General features: G+C 64.3%; 28 protein-coding genes and 1 pseudogene. 9 read left to right on the top strand and 20 right to left on the bottom strand.

Features of this window, described 5'->3' with window-relative positions; all coding sequences use genetic code 11:
- The 7 genes and pseudogenes from G3T14_RS24795 to G3T14_RS21425 form a co-directional block, all read right to left on the bottom strand.
- A pseudogene (locus G3T14_RS24795) lies at positions 1-271 on the bottom strand (terminase); the annotation flags it as partial.
- A complete protein-coding gene (locus tag G3T14_RS21450) occupies positions 219-869 on the bottom strand; it encodes a hypothetical protein (protein WP_163644560.1) in 651 nt (216 codons plus the stop codon). The pseudogene G3T14_RS24795 and the gene G3T14_RS21450, both read right to left, overlap by 53 nt.
- Before the next feature lie 297 nt (positions 870-1,166).
- Positions 1,167-1,859 carry a KOW motif-containing protein gene (locus G3T14_RS25190; protein ID WP_163644559.1) on the bottom strand — a complete coding sequence of 231 codons (693 nt, stop codon included), beginning with the start codon at positions 1,857-1,859 and terminating at the stop codon, positions 1,167-1,169.
- A 42-nt stretch (positions 1,860-1,901) separates the two neighbouring features.
- A complete protein-coding gene (locus G3T14_RS21440) occupies positions 1,902-2,165 on the bottom strand; it encodes a hypothetical protein (RefSeq protein ID WP_163644558.1) in 264 nt (87 codons plus the stop codon).
- Entirely contained in the window at positions 2,162-2,518 is a 357-nt protein-coding gene (locus tag G3T14_RS21435) for a hypothetical protein (protein WP_163644557.1), read from the bottom strand. The genes G3T14_RS21440 and G3T14_RS21435 overlap by 4 nt, the downstream gene beginning before the upstream one ends.
- Positions 2,515-3,303, bottom strand: a complete 789-nt coding sequence (locus G3T14_RS21430; RefSeq protein WP_163644556.1) for a KilA-N domain-containing protein — start codon at positions 3,301-3,303, stop codon at positions 2,515-2,517. The genes G3T14_RS21435 and G3T14_RS21430 overlap by 4 nt, the downstream gene beginning before the upstream one ends.
- A gap of 109 nt (positions 3,304-3,412) precedes the next feature.
- On the bottom strand, positions 3,413-4,180 hold the full coding sequence (locus G3T14_RS21425; protein ID WP_163644555.1) for a hypothetical protein: 768 nt from the start codon (positions 4,178-4,180) through the stop codon (positions 3,413-3,415).
- Between G3T14_RS21425 and G3T14_RS21420 the strand changes: the two genes are divergently transcribed.
- On the top strand, positions 4,179-4,805 hold the full coding sequence (locus G3T14_RS21420; RefSeq protein ID WP_163644554.1) for a hypothetical protein: 627 nt from the start codon (positions 4,179-4,181) through the stop codon (positions 4,803-4,805). The genes G3T14_RS21425 and G3T14_RS21420 overlap by 2 nt on opposite strands.
- Positions 4,806-4,981: 176 nt before the next feature.
- Here G3T14_RS21420 and G3T14_RS21415 read toward each other — a convergent pair whose 3' ends face one another.
- The 8 genes from G3T14_RS21415 to G3T14_RS21380 all read right to left on the bottom strand — a co-directional run bounded on the left by G3T14_RS21415 (position 4,982) and on the right by G3T14_RS21380 (position 9,121).
- Positions 4,982-5,329, bottom strand: a complete 348-nt coding sequence (locus G3T14_RS21415) for a hypothetical protein (RefSeq protein ID WP_163644553.1) — start codon at positions 5,327-5,329, stop codon at positions 4,982-4,984.
- Positions 5,326-6,570 carry a site-specific DNA-methyltransferase gene (locus G3T14_RS21410; RefSeq protein WP_163644552.1) on the bottom strand — a complete coding sequence of 415 codons (1,245 nt, stop codon included), beginning with the start codon at positions 6,568-6,570 and terminating at the stop codon, positions 5,326-5,328. The genes G3T14_RS21415 and G3T14_RS21410 overlap by 4 nt, the downstream gene beginning before the upstream one ends.
- Positions 6,567-6,767 carry a hypothetical protein gene (locus G3T14_RS21405; RefSeq protein ID WP_163644551.1) on the bottom strand — a complete coding sequence of 67 codons (201 nt, stop codon included), beginning with the start codon at positions 6,765-6,767 and terminating at the stop codon, positions 6,567-6,569. Before G3T14_RS21405 ends, G3T14_RS21410 begins: the two co-directional genes overlap by 4 nt.
- Positions 6,764-7,336, bottom strand: a complete 573-nt coding sequence (locus G3T14_RS21400; protein WP_163644550.1) for a hypothetical protein — start codon at positions 7,334-7,336, stop codon at positions 6,764-6,766. Before G3T14_RS21400 ends, G3T14_RS21405 begins: the two co-directional genes overlap by 4 nt.
- 5 nt (positions 7,337-7,341) lie before the next feature.
- Entirely contained in the window at positions 7,342-7,620 is a 279-nt protein-coding gene (locus tag G3T14_RS21395) for a DUF2312 domain-containing protein (RefSeq protein ID WP_163644549.1), read from the bottom strand.
- Positions 7,621-7,711: 91 nt separating this feature from the next.
- Positions 7,712-8,224, bottom strand: a complete 513-nt coding sequence (locus tag G3T14_RS21390) for a MucR family transcriptional regulator (RefSeq protein WP_163644548.1) — start codon at positions 8,222-8,224, stop codon at positions 7,712-7,714.
- 55 nt (positions 8,225-8,279) lie between these two features.
- Entirely contained in the window at positions 8,280-8,759 is a 480-nt protein-coding gene (locus tag G3T14_RS21385; RefSeq protein WP_163644547.1) for a hypothetical protein, read from the bottom strand.
- Complete coding sequence (locus tag G3T14_RS21380; protein WP_163644546.1) at positions 8,756-9,121, bottom strand: hypothetical protein; 366 nt, start codon at positions 9,119-9,121, stop codon at positions 8,756-8,758. Before G3T14_RS21380 ends, G3T14_RS21385 begins: the two co-directional genes overlap by 4 nt.
- 207 nt (positions 9,122-9,328) lie before the next feature.
- Here G3T14_RS21380 and G3T14_RS21375 point away from each other — a divergent pair, with 207 nt between their 5' ends.
- Entirely contained in the window at positions 9,329-9,577 is a 249-nt protein-coding gene (locus G3T14_RS21375) for a hypothetical protein (RefSeq protein WP_163644545.1), read from the top strand.
- Between the two features lie 58 nt (positions 9,578-9,635).
- Here G3T14_RS21375 and G3T14_RS21370 read toward each other — a convergent pair whose 3' ends face one another.
- Both G3T14_RS21370 and G3T14_RS21365 read right to left on the bottom strand, forming a co-directional pair.
- Positions 9,636-10,100 (bottom strand): hypothetical protein, encoded by a 465-nt coding sequence (locus tag G3T14_RS21370; protein ID WP_163644544.1) that lies wholly within the window; start codon positions 10,098-10,100, stop codon positions 9,636-9,638.
- The gene (locus tag G3T14_RS21365; RefSeq protein WP_163644543.1) at positions 10,097-10,360 is read right to left on the bottom strand and encodes a hypothetical protein; all 264 of its coding nucleotides are present in this window, start codon (positions 10,358-10,360) and stop codon (positions 10,097-10,099) included. The genes G3T14_RS21370 and G3T14_RS21365 overlap by 4 nt, the downstream gene beginning before the upstream one ends.
- A gap of 40 nt (positions 10,361-10,400) precedes the next feature.
- On the opposite strand from G3T14_RS21365, the gene G3T14_RS21360 reads away from it, so the two are divergent.
- The gene (locus G3T14_RS21360) at positions 10,401-10,631 is read left to right on the top strand and encodes a hypothetical protein (protein WP_246733481.1); all 231 of its coding nucleotides are present in this window, start codon (positions 10,401-10,403) and stop codon (positions 10,629-10,631) included.
- Positions 10,632-10,638: 7 nt separating this feature from the next.
- Here G3T14_RS21360 and G3T14_RS21355 read toward each other — a convergent pair whose 3' ends face one another.
- Genes G3T14_RS21355 through G3T14_RS21345 form a run of 3 tightly spaced genes read right to left on the bottom strand, consistent with a single transcriptional unit; the run spans position 10,639 to position 12,845 of the window.
- Positions 10,639-11,418 carry a DUF3102 domain-containing protein gene (locus G3T14_RS21355; protein WP_163644541.1) on the bottom strand — a complete coding sequence of 260 codons (780 nt, stop codon included), beginning with the start codon at positions 11,416-11,418 and terminating at the stop codon, positions 10,639-10,641.
- A gap of 3 nt (positions 11,419-11,421) precedes the next feature.
- Positions 11,422-12,615 carry a hypothetical protein gene (locus tag G3T14_RS21350; RefSeq protein WP_163644540.1) on the bottom strand — a complete coding sequence of 398 codons (1,194 nt, stop codon included), beginning with the start codon at positions 12,613-12,615 and terminating at the stop codon, positions 11,422-11,424.
- On the bottom strand, positions 12,612-12,845 hold the full coding sequence (locus G3T14_RS21345) for a helix-turn-helix domain-containing protein (protein WP_163644539.1): 234 nt from the start codon (positions 12,843-12,845) through the stop codon (positions 12,612-12,614). Before G3T14_RS21345 ends, G3T14_RS21350 begins: the two co-directional genes overlap by 4 nt.
- A gap of 92 nt (positions 12,846-12,937) precedes the next feature.
- Here G3T14_RS21345 and G3T14_RS21340 point away from each other — a divergent pair, with 92 nt between their 5' ends.
- The 6 genes from G3T14_RS21340 to G3T14_RS21320 all read left to right on the top strand — a co-directional run bounded on the left by G3T14_RS21340 (position 12,938) and on the right by G3T14_RS21320 (position 15,486).
- On the top strand, positions 12,938-13,627 hold the full coding sequence (locus G3T14_RS21340; RefSeq protein WP_163644538.1) for a helix-turn-helix domain-containing protein: 690 nt from the start codon (positions 12,938-12,940) through the stop codon (positions 13,625-13,627).
- Between the two features lie 84 nt (positions 13,628-13,711).
- Positions 13,712-14,110 carry a hypothetical protein gene (locus G3T14_RS21335; RefSeq protein ID WP_163644537.1) on the top strand — a complete coding sequence of 133 codons (399 nt, stop codon included), beginning with the start codon at positions 13,712-13,714 and terminating at the stop codon, positions 14,108-14,110.
- Positions 14,111-14,176: 66 nt separating this feature from the next.
- Complete coding sequence (locus G3T14_RS21330; RefSeq protein ID WP_163644536.1) at positions 14,177-14,620, top strand: hypothetical protein; 444 nt, start codon at positions 14,177-14,179, stop codon at positions 14,618-14,620.
- A gap of 13 nt (positions 14,621-14,633) precedes the next feature.
- A complete protein-coding gene (locus tag G3T14_RS25475; RefSeq protein ID WP_281409845.1) occupies positions 14,634-14,768 on the top strand; it encodes a hypothetical protein in 135 nt (44 codons plus the stop codon).
- Positions 14,765-14,911, top strand: coding sequence for a hypothetical protein (locus G3T14_RS21325; RefSeq protein ID WP_163644535.1), 147 nt, complete (start codon positions 14,765-14,767; stop codon positions 14,909-14,911). The genes G3T14_RS25475 and G3T14_RS21325 overlap by 4 nt, the downstream gene beginning before the upstream one ends.
- Entirely contained in the window at positions 14,908-15,486 is a 579-nt protein-coding gene (locus G3T14_RS21320; protein ID WP_163644534.1) for a siphovirus Gp157 family protein, read from the top strand. Before G3T14_RS21325 ends, G3T14_RS21320 begins: the two co-directional genes overlap by 4 nt.
- Positions 15,487-15,784: the final 298 nt, after the last annotated feature.

The raw sequence follows: 15,784 nt of genomic DNA, 5'->3' as shown, positions 1-15,784 counted from the left end.
TCAGAAGCTGGGTGCACGCCATCAGCGTGATGGTGCCGACCCCTGGCTCCGTTGCGGCCAGCATCGGGCCGCGGGCAACCTCGACCCGGGAGACGATGAAGCGCCCGCCGTTCGACGATTCTTTGCTCAGGCGCCGGTAGCGCTCAGCCCACTCCACCACGTTGAGGTTCGGGGTCGGCGTGACGCCCTTCCGCCAGGATGCCGACAGGCTTCCGGTGTCAGCCGAACTCGGCCGGTGGATCGCCAAGCTCGGAGAGGTGCTGTTTGACATACGCGTTCAGGATCGTCGTCAGCGCGCGGGGGTCGACCTTGAGCTCGTCTGCCATCGTGACGGCGACCCGCGCCGGCCAGGAGGACCAGGCGTCGCGGAAGTCGCGGGCGGTGTCGAAGAACAGCTTCTCGGCCGCCTCGCGGTCGACCAACTTCTTGTCGTTCTTCTCGACCTCCTGCTTACGCTGAAGGCCCAGGTAGTTTTCCTTGCGCCGAAGCGCGAGCGGTATTGGCAAGTCGACGCCGTTCGGGTCGAACTGCCCATCCTCGTCCGGGTCTCCGGAGGGCCCCGCGCCGGGCTCCGGCATCGCGGCGCCGAGCTTCTGCAGGGTGTCCGGTTTCGGCTTGGCCGGCGCCTTTGGCTCGGCGGTGGCCGTGTTACCTGGGGCAGATCGGACAGGCCGATGGGTAACGCCACCCCGATAGTTCGATGGCCGTTGGTCGAGGTTCCATTCCGAGGCCTCGACGTCGATGAGACCTGCGTCAGAAAAGACCAGCAAGTCTTTCTGTTTCCAGCCAGTTACCGCTTTACGCGAGACGCCGCGATGGCGCGCGAAGTCGGCCTGGCTGAGGAATTTCGACCCGCTGGCTGCCGTCATGCTCGCCGTTACCTGTTACCGCGTTACCGGGTTCCAGGGCCCTAGCGCTAGAAACAACTGGGGCACCGACCACCCGTATACGTTTCAGGGCCCCAGGGTCCCCCGGTATTAGGGCCGGCGTCCTATCTCGTTTTCGGGCATGAAAAAGCCCCGCAGCGATCCCTCGCTCGGGGCACATCAATCCCGACGCCTCGCCTCATGGACGTGGGCCGGGTCGCCAGAGGGGCTAGACTGCGCACTGCGCTATCGCCGCCTCGGGATATCCTGCCCGAGACAATGTCGCGTGCGCGCGCGAAGTCAAGCCACCTTCACCTGTTTGGTCCCTAGCTCCACAGGTGTTCCGCGCCCGAAGATGTTCACCTCGACCTTCAGACGGTCTCGCTCTGGGTAGACCTCCTCCACAACACCGCCGAAGCTCGCGAATGGCCCATCGACCACCTGGACGGCCTGCCCCACCACGTAGAGGAAGGAGCGCGCTGCATCGAAGTCGCCACCGTAGCCCGTGACGCAGTCAGCGAAGTTCTGCAGCTCTGTGGGGGCGATGACCATGACACCACCGCCGGGCCTCTCCACGACCCCGCCATGCCGATACCCTGTCGCATCATCGTACACACCGGGGTGGCTCTCCACATGCTTCAGCTCGCGCCAGTCGAGCACGCCTACGAACAGGAGGCGCCGCAGGACGGGCACCTGGGCGACCCGCACCTTGCCGATGTCGGAGACCAGGCGCACAGCCTCACGCGCCTCGAAGACCGGGATGCCGGCCTCTCTGATCTGTTCGGCCGCATGTGTCGCCCACCGGGGCAGCGTCCGCACGACGTACCACCGGCGTGCATGGTCGACCTCGAAGCGCGGCATCTCCTCACGCGCCTTGGTGTGCTCGCCGGCACGCACCGTCTGCATGTTCACCGCAGTCGAGCGCTTGACCGCCTTCATCTGCTTCTGGCGAGCTCTTTCGCGGCGCTGAGCGCGGCGCTGCTTGTTCGTCATGGTGTCGATCCTCGATACGCTATGAGAGGATGGTGGGGAGGCTCAGGCGACGGCCCGGGCGATGGCGATCGTGCGCCGGTGGACCCGGCTCGGCTCTTGGCCTGCGGCGACGAAGGTGATGACGCTTTCGCCGGTCTGGGAGACAATGAAGGCGGGCTGTCCCGGCGTGCGATCGCCGTCGAAGACATCCAAGGCGGCCTGCAGGTCTACCAGCATCAGGTCCCGCCATCCCTCGACGTCGATCCCATGAACCTCCTGCATCCAGATAAGCAGGGCGTGGTCGGTGATGTGGATTTCCGAGTTCATGCCTCGTCCTCCGCGCACTCGACCGGTCCGCCGTAGACGTAAGCCGTCAGCATCGGCGCCACGGTGAGCTTCGTCTCACTGCAGAACGTGATGGCCCCGGTGTCCTCGTCCATCGTGTTGGCGGTGAAGAGACCGGTCTGAATCAGTATGAGGACGGCATCCAGACATTCGCCGCCGCATTCCACTTCGGCTTGGCCGACGAAGGCCCAGAGGTGCCGGCCTAGCGCATGAGGGCAGATCGGCCCCGTCAGATGCGCTGCGTAGGCGATGGCCTGACCGAACAGCGCGGCCCGCCACTCAGGCGAGCCGGGATGGATGCGCGGCGGCTTAGAGGCTGCGAAGGCCGCCATCATGACTGCGGGCTCGGCACGAGGCGAAGCGCGCCCTGGCCGCGGCGCTCTGATGCCTTCTGCTCGATCTCAGCCTTGCCGCCGCTCTCCAGCCATTCCCGCGCGACGAGCGGATCGAAGACGAAGGCGGTACTGCTTCCCAGCGAGCCCATCCGAACGGCGACGCCACGGATCGCATGGAACCGGCGCAGGCGGTGGGAGACCCATGACGCCATACCTCGCGTGCCCTTGCGTGCGCCGAGGCCGGCCATCGCAAGCACCTGTCCGGCGCTGACGCCGCGAACGACCGAGTGCTGCTGCTCCGCTACCTGCTCTCGCACCATCATCGGCAGGAGCTCGCCCAGCTGCTTGGCCAGGATGCCCTTCACCATGCCGCCGACCGCCTTCATGTCGAAGGTCGAGGGCTCAATGTGGCCAGTCATCCGATCGCGAACCACTGTGTTGCACCACATGTGGAACTCGGGATTTAGGTACTTTGCGTAGGCGAGGCCGATCTGCCAGTGCGCCCACGTTCCAGGTGCCCGGCCGCCGCGAACGGACCGCACAAGCTCATCCTGGGAATTTCCCAGGTTGAGAGCTTCAGCTAGGAAGCCAATAAAGCGGACGGCATCGGCTGATCGGAGCCACTCCGCCGGCTGGCGGGCCGGATCCGAACCGGCCGCCCGCCACATATCCGTAAGCGACAGCTTCTCGCTGCGGGTATGGATGACCTCCCCTCGATAGAGGAGCGCCGGCACGCCGCCTCTCGCTCCCATTCCGCCCTCAGTGCTATGCGTCGCTTCGGTCATCTCGAAACCCTCCAGTTTCGTGGTGGTCGCTGGACCGGGAGGGGGCTCCAACGGTCCGGAGAAGGCGGCGAGGCTTGGTGCTTGCAGGCTTTGGCCTCGCCGCCGGTGGTCATGGAGCCGTGGGCGCGACGGATTCTCTGGCTTCCGCAGCAGCGGCCGCGGTTTCCGCCTCAACTTCGGACCTGCGCCGAGCGAGATCGCGCTTGGCCGCTTCCCGATCCGCAGCGTCTCCACGCGGCCGCGTGTCTCCCTCCTGGGTGCGTCGCATGGCGGCCGCGCGCGCCGTCTCTTCGACGAATGCCTGATGCCGCCGGGCGACCTCGGCGCGATCGGCCTCTGTCGGCGCCTGATAGACCTCGGCATCGAGGATGGCGTTGATGCGCGCACGCTCGGTCAGCGGTTCTGCGACCAGGGTCCGGCATACCTCCGCGATCTCGGCCGGCGTCGGCGCGTAGACCTTGTTGCCGGACCGGCCGTCGAGGAAGCGCGTGCATGCTTCGGTGACGGCCCATGCGGGATAGCGCTGCAGCACCGCGATGAAAGCCTGTCGAGCGATCGCCACTGTCTCAGCGCCGGCCGATGCGGATGCCATCACGGCACGAAGGGCGCCGACGCGCTCCCGAATGGTGATGTCGTCAGCACCGACCAGCCCGTCGTCAATCTCGGCCCGACGCTCCATCAGCATGGCGCGATGCTCCGCACTCGGCTCATGGGCGGCCGACAAGGCGTAGCGGCGGAAGTTGCCGGGCATCGTCTCGAGATTGTTGTGGAGGTAGGCCGTCAGCGCGGCCGTACGCTGCGGGCTCGGCGGAATGCCATCCCGAAAGGCCGGAAGTCGGCGCTCCGGTAGCGCTATGGTCGAAAGGGAGCGTGTCATGGCTGCCTCGCTGGCGGGTTTGATTGGCATCGGTGGCGTCTGCGGCCCAGAGGTCGGCGGAAGACTGGCGGGATGTTGGGCGAGTGCCGCGGCGCTGTGCGTCCCGGCCAAACTTCACCGCGTTGCGGGCCCACTGGCGCCATGCGGCAGGCCAGTCGATGAACTGCGAACCGACCTTGAGGTGGTGGTCGATGAAGCCGGGCCACTCCGCGGCGGCCTTGCCAGCATCCAGGCCGGCTTTCTCGGCGTCCCGAAGCTCATCCGCTCCGATCTGCCAATCCCGGTCGACTCCGGTTCGGGCCGGACGCTTGCGGACCGTTCGCGGTTCCGCGCGGAGTTTCGAAGAAACCCCTTCCTTGTCTTCCCTGGATTCCCTGTCTTCTTCTTTGCGTCGCGGCTGCGTCGCAGGTGCGTCGTCAGTGCGTCGCGACTGCGTCGGCCGCGCGTCGTTACCTGCGTCGCTTGGAAGGCTGACGCGCTGAAAACGATCGTATTTGCAAATAGTTATGTGCGTCGCATGTGCGTCGGCATGTGCGTCGATAATCTCGGACTTCTTCAATCGACCAAGGTAACGCCGGACGCGCGCTTCGGACCACTTCCACTTCTGCGCCATGAAGCGGGTTGAAAAGGCGCACTGACCGCGGGCTAGTTCGACAGCCGCGCTCCCGATCCGGACCCGGGTGGGGCGCCAAGCAGCCTCGCTGACGAGCCAGAGGAAGGCCTCGCGCTCGCTGAACGCCTCATCGGCAAAATCAGGGTCCGACCAGATGCCACGGTCTACGGCGAAGACACCTCGCTCGCTCATGACTGAGATGACCCACGGCCAGCCCACGCGCGGATCTCGCGATACTCGACCTTCCGGCCTTCGCTTAGGGCGCGGCTGATCCCCTCCTGCATGCCGGCGGTGACGCCGAGATCGCGATAGACCACCGTGGCGTCTGCCTTAGCGCCCCAGGCGAGACCAGCCTCAATGCCAAGAGCACGCTGGGCCGGGTTGGTGTCGTCGAGGATGCCGGCCTGCGTGAACAGGAGGTGCGAGGCATAGGGCGCTTCTCCACGCTCGAGGCAGTCGCGCATGGCGGCTTTGGCGTAAGCGACATTCCGGGCCGTATCGCCGGCATACGGAGACTCGATGATGACCAGTCTCATTCTGCAGCCTCCGGCGTCGCGAACAGCGTTCCCGTGAAGTCGTCCGGGCTTCCCTTCGCTTTGATGATGGCGCGCCGTCGCTCGTCCGGTCCGGCCAGGATCAGGCCCATGCGACGAGCGATGTCGGCGCGGTACTCATCTTCGCGTTCAATCAGGATCGCGCTGAAGCCCTCGCGGTAGGCGGCCTCGCCTGTCGTGCCAGTGCCGGCGAACGGATCAAGCACCGTGCCGCCTGGCGGCGTCACCAAGCGGACGAGGTAGCGCATGAGGTCGACCGGCTTCACGGTCGGGTGCTTTGACCCGATCCGGTCGTCGCTATCGGCCTTGGCGCTATAGAAGAATCGTGATGCAGACCCTGCATCTGCGTAGACCGCAGCGCAGGGCTTGCCGTCCCCCAAGCTTGCGCCCACATCGCCGAACCCACCCGGGCGAGTTCCCTTGCTAAAACCGCGACCGTCCCCACCCCCGGCATGCGCTGGAAAAGCAGCGACGACTTCCTTTGAGCCATCATGCAAAATGTTGGCGGGCCAGCGCCCTGTGGGCGCCCAGTTTCCAGCATCTGCGCGAGTGCGATTGTCAGCACCGTAAACTGCGTTCTCACGCGCTCCGGACCCAAAATCAGCGTGCCTATTCTTTCCCTCAGATTTGGCGCGGTCGCCTGAATCGGCGAACGGAATGCGACATGCGTCTACGTTGAGCGCACCGACCCCATGAGCCAGCATATTCTCCCGCACCGTGCCAACGATTGGCTTCCGCGCCATTGTGATCGGCTCCCACGCCGGCTTGAGCGCGGTGCCCCAGCCGTTGCCGGCGTCGTGCGATTTCGGAAATCCTGAGCCAAACGCCCATCCAACTTGGTCCCGGATCTCGAACCCAGCGTCCTCGATCGCAGAGACAAGCCGGTGAACGGTCCGCGTACCGCCGAAGGCAAGCACGTGCCCGCCCGGTTTCAAGACGCGATAGACCTCGGCCCAGAACTCGACGGCGAAGGCGCGGTCGCCCACATCCCAGGCCTTGCCCATGAAGCCGGCAGAGGCCCGCGCGTAGGCGCCTGACCGGCCTTCTGGCACGACGCATGGCGCTGATCCCGGTTTGCCGAAGCGCTTCGTGATGGAGACGAGCGCGTACGGAGGATCGGTCACGACGCTGTCGATCGACGCGTCGGCGATGTCTTTGATGCGGTCGAGGCAGTCGCCAGCGTGAAGGGTCACACGGCCATTCAGGAAGGTTTCGACGCTCATGCGCTGCGCGCCTCCCGCTGACGAACCGCGTGACGAGCGTCTTGCTGCTCGGCGAGAACCTTGCAGACGGCGCGCTCGCGCAGCTTGAGGACGATCGCGATCTCTGCGGAGTGGTGGCCCTCCCTCCACTGGTCGGCGATCTTCAGTTTGATCTCTTCTGAGAGATCGGAGGGTCGAACGGTCCGATGCGCATTCATGGCCGGGCCCCCGCGAGCACAGCGGCGACCTGGGCTTCGGTCAGGTTCATCGCAGACGCGATGTAGTCGTGACGCTGGTGCTCTATGGCCCGTACCTCGACCTCGGCGCGGGTGGCCTCGTCGATGGCGACCATGGTGAAGACCATGCGGACGCTGGTCCCGGCTGGCTCACGGATCGCGCTGACGTTGCGCACGTACGCCTTGCCGTCGTCGGCGATGACACCGAGCTCCTTCGCCGCATCGAGACACGGCTTGATGCGGTTGTCGGTATCGCCCTGGAACGGCGGGAGATGGATCACGACATCGCACGGGCCGGAGATGCGGCCAGGGCGCTTCACGCTCGCCATGAGCACGGCGCTGTTGCGCCATGCCCGATAGGCCGTCGTCTTGATCCGACCCTGCGTGCCCCGGTTCGCGTAGAGCTTGTTCGCGCTCGGCGGTATCGGGAACTCGACCGTGACCGAGCCGACGATAGGCCGCTGCGTGTAGCAAGGGCGCTGGTCGGGGCGACGATAGATCGCCGTCTGTCGCGCGCTACGGCGCTGTGATGAGGGGGGTGCGGTCTCCATGGCGCTCAGACCATGCCCAGCGCGTTCATGTAGAGATCTAAGATGGCGTCAGCCTCTTGGCGCTCCGCATGGTCTTGCTTCCGCAAGCGAACGATCTGACGAATGGCTTTTCCGTCGTATCCAGAACCCTTCGCCTCGGCGTAGACGCCCTTGATGTCCTCCGTGATGCCGGCTTTCTCGCTCTCCAGAGTTTCGATGCGCTCCACGATACTCTTGAGCTGGTCAGCGGCGACCGACGAGGCGTCGACGGCAGGTGCTTGTGCGGCGGCGGAGTGTGTGGTCATGATGAGTCCTGTCAGCTTTCCAAGGGTTGACCTGACGCCCGGTGCCTCGCTTTGCGGATGAGGCCCGGGCGTTTCGTGTTTCAGGGGTGAGTCAGGCGGCGGCCTGCATGGGTTCGGCGGGCGACTTCCGGCGCGGCTGGCCGAGGCCCAAGGTCTTCGCGATTTTGGAGCGTGCGACCGAGTAGTTCGGGGCGACCATCGGGTAGTCTTCCGGCAGGTTCCACTTGGCGCGATACTGATCGGGGCTCATGTCGTACTGCGCGCGCAGGTGGCGCTTCAGCGACTTGAATCGCTTCCCGTCTTCCAGGCAGACGAGATAGTCGGGCGTGATCGACTTCTTGATCGGCACGGCCGGTGCGAGGGGTGCGGCTTCTGCCGGATGCGCGGGGATATCCGCGACGCTGCTCAGGCCGCGGTAGACGGTCCGGATCAGGGTCGGCAGATCCGAGATCGTGACGTGATTGCTCCCGAGGTAGGCAACCACGATGCCCGTGGTCATCATCAGGATTTCGTCGAGCGGTGCGCGATAGGCTTCGCCGATCTCAAGGCTGCCGACCTCGATCTGCTCGCCTCCGAACGACACGGTGGGGCCGGGTTGAGTCATGGGGATGATCTCCGTGATTGAATGAGCGACGGGGTCCGCCCGCCGGCGGTGAAGCTCAGACGGCGTCGGCCATTTGAAAGCGCGGGACCATCGGCAGGCCGGCAGCCGGGACCAGGATCACCTTCGTGTCGCCATCGGCGTTGACGACGAGGGCGGTGCCGGAAGGTCGGACGTCGTGGACGCTGGAGATCTGCTGGCCGGGATTGAGTTGCGCGCCGCGACTGCCGGTGGGCTGGGCCTCGGCCTCGAACAGCGCCTTGGCGCGATGGCCGACCGTCCCATCTGGATCGACCGTCAGGTAGTCACCGGGGATCGGCGTGGAGACCCAGAAGAATCCGCGCGGCACGTCGGCCGTGACGACCTCGCCGTCCTGGATGACGGTGATGAGGCCATCGGCGAGCATGTCGGTGGCGACGATGCGATAGGCCTCGACCGGACGGACGATAACGTGGGTCGGGGTGCGGGTCTCGCCGAGGCGCAGGTGGCGGATCACGTCGCCGTAGTGGCCGTGGTCGATGGGGTCGTGCTCGGTCATGCTGCGCCTCCGCGTTGGGCGGACGGACGCAGGCGGGCCTTCAGTCCCTGGATGCCCGCCTCGATCTCCGCCATCTCTCTCGCATCGCGACGAACAACGCCGTGACGGACTGCCAAAAGCTCATTTTCCAGCCCCGCGATTTCAGCGCGGACGGTGCGCTCGACTTCCTCAGCAAGCACCGCGGCGAGGCGCGAGCGCACGTCCTTCGGTTCACGATAGAGCAGCGCCAGGATTGAACCATGGGGCTCGCGCAGCCGGCGCGCGACGGCGCCGATGCAGTCCTTCACCGGCCTCCCGGTCTTCCTGACCTCGGCGTCAACGAGCCGACGCGCGTAGCCTTTGCAGAGCGAAACCGCGCTCATGGGGCGACGATCCTCTGTAGATTTTGTGCACCGCCGGTGAAGCATTGCTTCCACGTCCCCGTGTGAGAACTGATCTCACACGCAGGGAGCGAGGGTTCACGGCGGTGGGGGTTGCAGGGATACGCAGCACTCGAAACAGACGCGCGACCGCCACGGGCTTGGCGGCAGAGGCGGGCGCGCGGGCAGTCAGAAACGGAAGGACGACGAATGGCCGAAGGCGAAGACACGAACGGTGCGGCCACCCTCCTGGCGATCCACACCGCCATGGCGTGGTTGACCGAAAGGGAGTTGCAGAGAGACCCGGCAGCGAAGGACGCGCTGCTGGCCTTCACCGAAGCGCGGATGGCACGGTTGGTCCGGGCGTATCCGGACCTGCTCGGGGCTGCCCAGGCGGCCTGCGGGGTGGTCGCCCGCGAGGCGGACAGCGCGCCCAATGTGGTCAGGCTGCATGCATGAGCGCCCGGCCGGCAATGCTGAACATAGATGCCGACCGGGCGGCTACCGACGGCGCCCATCACGACAGGTCGATTTGATGAGCGCGACGGATTGCGGATGCGGCCATCGCCGGGGAGACCCCGACGCACTCCTCGATGTCGTCGAGGGTCAGGCCAGCCGCATGGAAGCAAGCGATGAGGTGCGAAGGGTCGAAGTCGACCGCATCCAGTACGGCCCGCTCGCGCTTGAGGCGACGCGCGAGGTCGGACGCGGCGGTGTCGAAGCGCGGGCTGCCGACAATAGCGGCAGCAAGGGCGCCACGGCGAAAACGGTAGCCACGGCGGGCGACCACAGGGCGGCGAGCCGCACGCTGCGCCTGCGTGTTCTTGTGAGCCTGCGCATCAAGGCGAAGGGCCCGAAGCCGCCCGAGGACGGCCTCGTAGTGCCTGCCGATCTGACGGGAAATCTGGCTCGCACCAAATCCCTCAGCGACCAAGCGGACGATCTCGCGATCGTAGGAGGTCTTGATGTCGGGGGCGCTCATGCTGCGCCCCGCAACTGTTCTGCAGCCGCAGGATCGCCCGACACGAGGAGGCTAGCGATGTGGGCAGCAAGCTCGGCGTCGAGGCGAAAGCGGTATCGCTCGATCCCGTCCTCACGCACGACGATGTGCCGGGCGTTGTGGTCCGTCACAACGCCATGCACACTTAGGGTTGTCAGGACGGGGCGCCACGCGGTGACGCCCTGGGCATCCCTGGCCAAGACGTGAGGGCGCGAAATGATTGGCGTATCGGTTTCGGACATCCTGAAGGTCCTCGATCAAGTGCCGGGCTGGAAGGCCGTGATGGGCCTCCCGAAGCGGTTGAAGGAACTGGAGGACCGGGTTGCGGCGCTAGAGGCGAAGCCGGCTGCGGTCGCCGGCCCGGCCTGCCCGATCTGCCAAGCACCGATGCGGACAACGGCTGTGACGGCCGATCCAACCTTCGGCGATATGGGCCTGCAGCAGCACTCGTTGGCATGCACGCGGTGCGCGCATGCGGAGACGCGACAGGTCGACCCGAACAAGGCGGCGTAGGCGATCATCAGGCAGCGCTCGCTTCTGAGGAGACGAGCGCCTCTAATTCAGCCGCCAGACTAAAGAGTCCCTCCTCGCGGGCCATCGCGACAAGCTCAGCGACGTCGCGGCGGCACCCGTCCGCGATGATCGCCGCCATCGCCGGAAGGCACGATCCGGGTTTCGGAGAAACCGGGGCAGCCTTTATCTCAGCAACAGGCTTAGGCTCAGCAGGATAGACATGAATTACGCCATCCTGCTTCAGCCGCTCGATCTCACGAGCCTTGGTCTCGACTTCAGACTTCGCCCATTCGTAGTCGCGAAGCATCTTGGCGCGGTCCTCCTGCGCCTGCCGAGCAAGGTCCTTCTGGACCTTCTCATCCCGCTTCGCGTCTTTCGCGAGTTGCTTGGCGTCGAGAAGCTGGCGCTTAAGGTCGGCAACCAGATCAAGGTCCACCGGCTGGCCAGCCTCAACGCGCCGTATGGCTTCCTCACGAACGGGCTCGGGCGTCGATGGGGCAGCGAGGGCGTAGAGAACCGACTTGGGCAATGTTTCCATTTTGTGGAAACTTTCGTTGCCGAAAGCAGTAAACACGTCGATCAGCTTATAAGCAGTCGACGATCCGAACTTGAGACGGGCGTCAATCCATCCCGTAAAGCCCCCCTCGTTTCTGTCGTATTTGAAGATATCGCGAGCCTCAGACAATCGCTCGCCAATCTTGAGCAAAGCGACGCCCTGGATCGTCTCGATCTCGACAGCAATCTCTTCAAGACGGTCGCCCGCCGGGACTGTCAGGGCGTCGCTCATGGCTTAAGCCCCCGCCGTGTAACGGAGGTATTGGAGCAGCACGTCCTCATCCATCGAGCGAACGCCGCCATGCTTGCCGACCTTGTACGGCTGGCTCGCGCGTTTGGCCTCGAAGGTGAGGATGCCCTTGCCGAGCAACGCAAGCTGCTGCCCGGCCCCGCCGTCCGAACCCTTCCCTCTGGCTGCCTGCTTTGCCTTGACGACAGCGTCGATCAACGCCTGGACACCGTCCATCGTAGACCCAACCTTCGTACCGCCCCCAACAGCGTATTCCTTCCAGAACGGAAGGGCGGCTTCCCCGCGGCGCTTCATGGTGGCGAGGGCAGCCATGACGATGCCGGAGGGGAACTGGCTCGGCGAAGGCTCCGTCAGGTCAAGGAGTCGAAGTTCCTTCGCGTAGTGGCCGACCGCGTCATAGACGAAGTCATGGTCCTGCCACGAGGCGTTCCAGGTCTTCGTCGAGTATGCGTAAAGCCGCTTGACGGCCGAACCATATCGACCGGCCCGAAGCATTCCGGTCTTAAACTCAAGACCATGCCTGCGTGCGGCGCCGGCCACCTTATCTGCACCGGTCTCGACGGCGGCCTGGCTGTCGAACTTCGAGTACAGAGCCTCAGCAGAAGCCGCGTCGCGGCAGGAGTAGACCTCGACGAAAACGGTCTGCGGTCCGAGAGCTTCGCCGCGCGACCACAGGAAGACGCGTGTGTGGCCGTCGAGCTTGATCCGCCGGCCATCGGGAAGAACCGCCATGCTGACGAAGCGATGGATCGGATCGTATTCTTTGAGGTGCTTTGCCTTGCGAGCATGAAGCTCGGTGTCGCGCTGGCGTGGGTTATCGGCAACGGACGACCACTCGGTGATCGACATCTCAATGCGGCCGACGTGCCGGTAGCCAGACCGGGCCTCGGCGTCAGACTGAAGGCTTGCCGATTTGTCGAGCAGGAGAGCAGACAGGTCCGTCACAACAGCGTCGTCGCCGATGCCGTGTGTAATTTCCTTCGCCCGCAAGCGGGGCTGTGCTATATCCAACATTGCAAAATCCTCACGGCCCGTTGCTCCGGCACGGGCCGTCTTTTGTTCCCGCACCGAAGTGTCAGGGCCGAAGAGGTTTTGTTCGCGGGCGGATTGCGCCTCGCGGGAGATGATCTTCGTAAGATCAGCAGCGCTCAGAAATTCTTCGTTCGAAGAGGCACTCATGCGTGAGCGCTCATGTCTTGCTGAGAAGGGGCGTCGAACAGCCAGCAATCATCCCAGTTGGGAGACCGGGCTTTTGCCGCGGCGCGAATGAGTAAAAGCTCAGGAAGACTTGGCGACAACTCCCCCTTTTCCCAGCGGGACACCGTCCCCTGAGAGACGCCTGCGATCCGGGCAAACTCTGCCTGCGACAGGTCGAGGACGTTCTTACGAATGTGCGCGAGCGGCTTCATGTCGCGAATATATGCGAATGCGAATTAGCGCGCAAGAATTTTATTCGCATTCGAATTTGGTTGGAGGCTCGCTCTTCGGTATGCGAATTCACATGGCCGAGATCAGCAGAACCATTCGAGAAATTCGCAAGCGCTTGGCGGAGAACCAAGCTACGTTCGCTAAGCGGATGGGCGTCACGCAATCGACGGTATCGAAATGGGAGAGTGGGACGCAGTCTCCCGATACCCAGTCGCTGCTAAATTTGTCGGAAATCAGCGGAATTGAAATCGGCGACCTGCTTGAGGACGATGATCACGATTTTAGAAGGTCGGATTTCGGTATAACCGTTACTATTTCTGGAAGCGTCCAAGCAGGTGAGTGGGTCGAGGCCGTTGAATGGGACTCATTCCAACACTTTCAAGTCCAAATACCAACTCCAAAAGAGTGGCCCGACTTGGACATTCAGGGCTTTCTAGTCCGCGGAAATTCTATGAATAATATATATCCCGATGGAAGTGTCGTTTTTGCCGTTCCAGTTATCAAAAACAGGATACGGCCTGGTCCTGGCGACCGTGTCATTGTCGAACGCCGAGACAATCGGCAGCTTTTCGAGGTGACACTGAAAGAGCTTGGATTGGACTCGGAAGGTGAGCTCGTACTTTGGCCCAGGTCGAACGACCCGAGGCATCAGACGCCGGTACGAGTCGGATCAAAGCAGCCCGATGACATTGAAGAAGTTCGTATAACCGGGGTCGTGGTAGCCAGCTTCGTTCTCGACCGGGCCGCTCGCTATCTCAAATAATATGCGAGAGCGAATTTTCTTCTTGCCATTCTAATTCGTATGCGAATATATTCGATCCATCGGCCCCGGCAGATGGATCAGCAAATGTCTCTCACCCACATCATCCGCTTCACGATCCCCCGCTGTGGATCGGAAGACGAGCAGATCCTCTCCGAGACCCGCGTTGGCGACACCGCTGAGGCCGTGGTCAAGTATCTCAGCACCGATCAGTTGAACCGCCACGTCCTGACGGCGGTCTATGCGGCCGATCTGACGGATGGTGACGAGCGGATTTCCAACGTCACCGCGTCGATCCTCAAGGACGTAGCCGCCTACGTCGAAGCCGCCGCCATCGAGTTGCCAACGAGCCTCGACGCCGCCTTTTCCCAGCACGGCATTCCCCAGCCCATGGCTTGGGTCGAAGCCGACCGGCTCGCTTACCTCGATCACGAGGAACACCGGCTCGGACCGTCCGACTGCCTGGATCGCCGTCGCGCCGCTTGAGCGGCCTTCGCCCACGCGCCGGGGCTGACGGCGCAAATCCTTCCCCATTCGACGATTGAGGCCGCCATGCCCGCGCCGTTTCGCAGTGCCGACCCAAGCCTGACCGCTGACGACCTCGCCTTTCAGGTCCACGTTCTGACCGTTGCCGCCCACCGTCTGATGGAGGCCGTCCGCAAGCTCGCCTTCGAGGGTGCGACGAGCAGGGACTTCGACGACCACCACGCGGGCCGTGAGATCGAGGGGCTTCGCGCCACCTTCGAGGGCACCGTCCAGGACGTTCGGACGATGTTCGCCGAGGCCCTGCGCACCCCCGGAGCCGCCAACGGCTCGGTCGCTTCGCTGGTACTCGCCCTCCGCGATCGGCTTGCCGAGAACGACATCGCCGCCGGCATCCGACCGGCCAGCCCGCTCCTCACCGCAATGCGTCGGGTCGATGCCGCCGAGGCTCAGGGCCGGGGATCGTCAGTCTCGTCGATCCTGCCGGCGGTCGTCAGTCCAGCCGCAGCCTGACGAGACCACCGCCATGGCTGTCGCGCTCCTCCTCATCGTGGCCGCCCTCGGCAGCCTCACCGGCATCGTCCTCACCTCGCTCTACGACGCCTTCCAGCGTGACGAGCGGGATCATCGCAACCCTCGCAGCCCCGAGTCCGACCAATGAGCGCCCGCAGCATTCCCATCCGCCCCTGCAACGACAACCGCAGTCCGCGCGACCTTACCAACCTGACGCTCATGGCTTTTGGGCCTGGCCTGATCATCGCCCTCGTCGTGACCGCGCTGTTCCTGGCGAGCGTCTGGTCATGAGCGCCGCGCAGCCGCAGATCACCGCTGACGAAGGCGCGACTACCCACAAGGCAAAGCCCAAGCGTGCGTTCGGCCTCGTCCGCAATGCCGCCCTCGAACTGGAAGCAGCCCAGGTACTCCGCGACCAGCTTTCCGATTTGGCCGGCGGCGACGAGGACTTCATCCGAGACAGCATGGAGGGCGAAATCGATCTCGACCGGCTCGTCGGCAAGCTCGTCGCGAGCATCGCCGAGGACGAGTCCCTGGCTGCCGGCCTGAAGGACTATCGCGAAGGCCTGGAGGCCCGCCTCAAGCGGTTCACCGACCGCGCCGGGCACAAGCGCTCTTTGCTGGTCAAGACGCTTGAGATCGCGGGACGGCCGAGCATCGAGACGCCGGCCGGCACCGTGTCGCTGCGCCCCGTGCCGCCAAAGCTCATCGAGGAGGACGCCTCAGAGATTCCATCCGAGTTTTGGGTGCCGTCCCCACCGAAGCTCGACCGCAAGGCGGTGCTGGACGCGCTGAAGGGTGGCCGCGTCGTCCCCGGCGCCTCCCTGAACAACGGCGGCCAGACCGTCAGCATAAAGGCTTCGTAAGATGAAGTCCGGCCCCAAGCCTCGCCTAATAGAGGATCGCTTCTGGCCTCATGTAGATCGCCGCGCTCGCGATGAATGCTGGCTGTGGACCGGCGCGCTTTTCGCGAGTGGGTATGGTGCATTCCGAGACGGTGGAAATACCAAGCTAGCTCATCGTATCTCCTTCGAGATCGCGAATGGGCATTTACCCGCCGAAGACGTCTGCCATTCTTGTGATGCGCGTAGATGCGTAAACCCGGAACACTGACCATCTATCAGTTTCTATGTTTTCCAGAGCGGGGGCAGCGGGAGGAGACCC

The organism is Methylobacterium sp. BTF04, assembly GCF_010692745.1.
Classification (GTDB): domain Bacteria; phylum Pseudomonadota; class Alphaproteobacteria; order Rhizobiales; family Beijerinckiaceae; genus Methylobacterium.
The sequence above is the reverse complement of the archived record's forward strand: the minus strand, read 5'-3'. Positions and strand labels throughout refer to the sequence as shown.

Excerpts from the sequence above, each read along its gene's own strand:
- G3T14_RS21410 (WP_163644552.1), bottom strand. The coding sequence starts at position 6,570 with ATGAGCGTCGAAACCTTCCTGAATGGCCGTGTGACCCTTCACGCTGGC.
- G3T14_RS21395 (WP_163644549.1), bottom strand. The coding sequence starts at position 7,620 with ATGACCACACACTCCGCCGCCGCACAAGCACCTGCCGTCGACGCCTCG.
- G3T14_RS21365 (WP_163644543.1), bottom strand. The coding sequence starts at position 10,360 with ATGTCCGAAACCGATACGCCAATCATTTCGCGCCCTCACGTCTTGGCC.
- G3T14_RS21405 (WP_163644551.1), bottom strand. The coding sequence starts at position 6,767 with ATGAATGCGCATCGGACCGTTCGACCCTCCGATCTCTCAGAAGAGATC.
- G3T14_RS25475 (WP_281409845.1), top strand. The coding sequence starts at position 14,634 with ATGGCTGTCGCGCTCCTCCTCATCGTGGCCGCCCTCGGCAGCCTCACC.
- G3T14_RS21335 (WP_163644537.1), top strand. The coding sequence starts at position 13,712 with ATGTCTCTCACCCACATCATCCGCTTCACGATCCCCCGCTGTGGATCG.
- G3T14_RS21385 (WP_163644547.1), bottom strand. The coding sequence starts at position 8,759 with ATGACCGAGCACGACCCCATCGACCACGGCCACTACGGCGACGTGATC.
- G3T14_RS21435 (WP_163644557.1), bottom strand. The coding sequence starts at position 2,518 with ATGATGGCGGCCTTCGCAGCCTCTAAGCCGCCGCGCATCCATCCCGGC.
- G3T14_RS21320 (WP_163644534.1), top strand. The coding sequence starts at position 14,908 with ATGAGCGCCGCGCAGCCGCAGATCACCGCTGACGAAGGCGCGACTACC.
- G3T14_RS25190 (WP_163644559.1), bottom strand. The coding sequence starts at position 1,859 with ATGACGAACAAGCAGCGCCGCGCTCAGCGCCGCGAAAGAGCTCGCCAG.
- G3T14_RS21450 (WP_163644560.1), bottom strand. The coding sequence starts at position 869 with ATGACGGCAGCCAGCGGGTCGAAATTCCTCAGCCAGGCCGACTTCGCG.
- G3T14_RS21325 (WP_163644535.1), top strand. The coding sequence starts at position 14,765 with ATGAGCGCCCGCAGCATTCCCATCCGCCCCTGCAACGACAACCGCAGT.
- G3T14_RS21330 (WP_163644536.1), top strand. The coding sequence starts at position 14,177 with ATGCCCGCGCCGTTTCGCAGTGCCGACCCAAGCCTGACCGCTGACGAC.
- G3T14_RS21440 (WP_163644558.1), bottom strand. The coding sequence starts at position 2,165 with ATGAACTCGGAAATCCACATCACCGACCACGCCCTGCTTATCTGGATG.
- G3T14_RS21415 (WP_163644553.1), bottom strand. The coding sequence starts at position 5,329 with ATGAGACTGGTCATCATCGAGTCTCCGTATGCCGGCGATACGGCCCGG.
- G3T14_RS21390 (WP_163644548.1), bottom strand. The coding sequence starts at position 8,224 with ATGACTCAACCCGGCCCCACCGTGTCGTTCGGAGGCGAGCAGATCGAG.
- G3T14_RS21360 (WP_246733481.1), top strand. The coding sequence starts at position 10,401 with ATGGGCCTCCCGAAGCGGTTGAAGGAACTGGAGGACCGGGTTGCGGCG.
- G3T14_RS21350 (WP_163644540.1), bottom strand. The coding sequence starts at position 12,615 with ATGAGTGCCTCTTCGAACGAAGAATTTCTGAGCGCTGCTGATCTTACG.
- G3T14_RS21420 (WP_163644554.1), top strand. The coding sequence starts at position 4,179 with ATGGCTGCCTCGCTGGCGGGTTTGATTGGCATCGGTGGCGTCTGCGGC.
- G3T14_RS21345 (WP_163644539.1), bottom strand. The coding sequence starts at position 12,845 with ATGAAGCCGCTCGCGCACATTCGTAAGAACGTCCTCGACCTGTCGCAG.
- G3T14_RS21370 (WP_163644544.1), bottom strand. The coding sequence starts at position 10,100 with ATGAGCGCCCCCGACATCAAGACCTCCTACGATCGCGAGATCGTCCGC.
- G3T14_RS21340 (WP_163644538.1), top strand. The coding sequence starts at position 12,938 with ATGGCCGAGATCAGCAGAACCATTCGAGAAATTCGCAAGCGCTTGGCG.
- G3T14_RS21380 (WP_163644546.1), bottom strand. The coding sequence starts at position 9,121 with ATGAGCGCGGTTTCGCTCTGCAAAGGCTACGCGCGTCGGCTCGTTGAC.
- G3T14_RS21425 (WP_163644555.1), bottom strand. The coding sequence starts at position 4,180 with ATGACACGCTCCCTTTCGACCATAGCGCTACCGGAGCGCCGACTTCCG.
- G3T14_RS21430 (WP_163644556.1), bottom strand. The coding sequence starts at position 3,303 with ATGACCGAAGCGACGCATAGCACTGAGGGCGGAATGGGAGCGAGAGGC.
- G3T14_RS21375 (WP_163644545.1), top strand. The coding sequence starts at position 9,329 with ATGGCCGAAGGCGAAGACACGAACGGTGCGGCCACCCTCCTGGCGATC.
- G3T14_RS21400 (WP_163644550.1), bottom strand. The coding sequence starts at position 7,336 with ATGGAGACCGCACCCCCCTCATCACAGCGCCGTAGCGCGCGACAGACG.
- G3T14_RS21355 (WP_163644541.1), bottom strand. The coding sequence starts at position 11,418 with ATGAGCGACGCCCTGACAGTCCCGGCGGGCGACCGTCTTGAAGAGATT.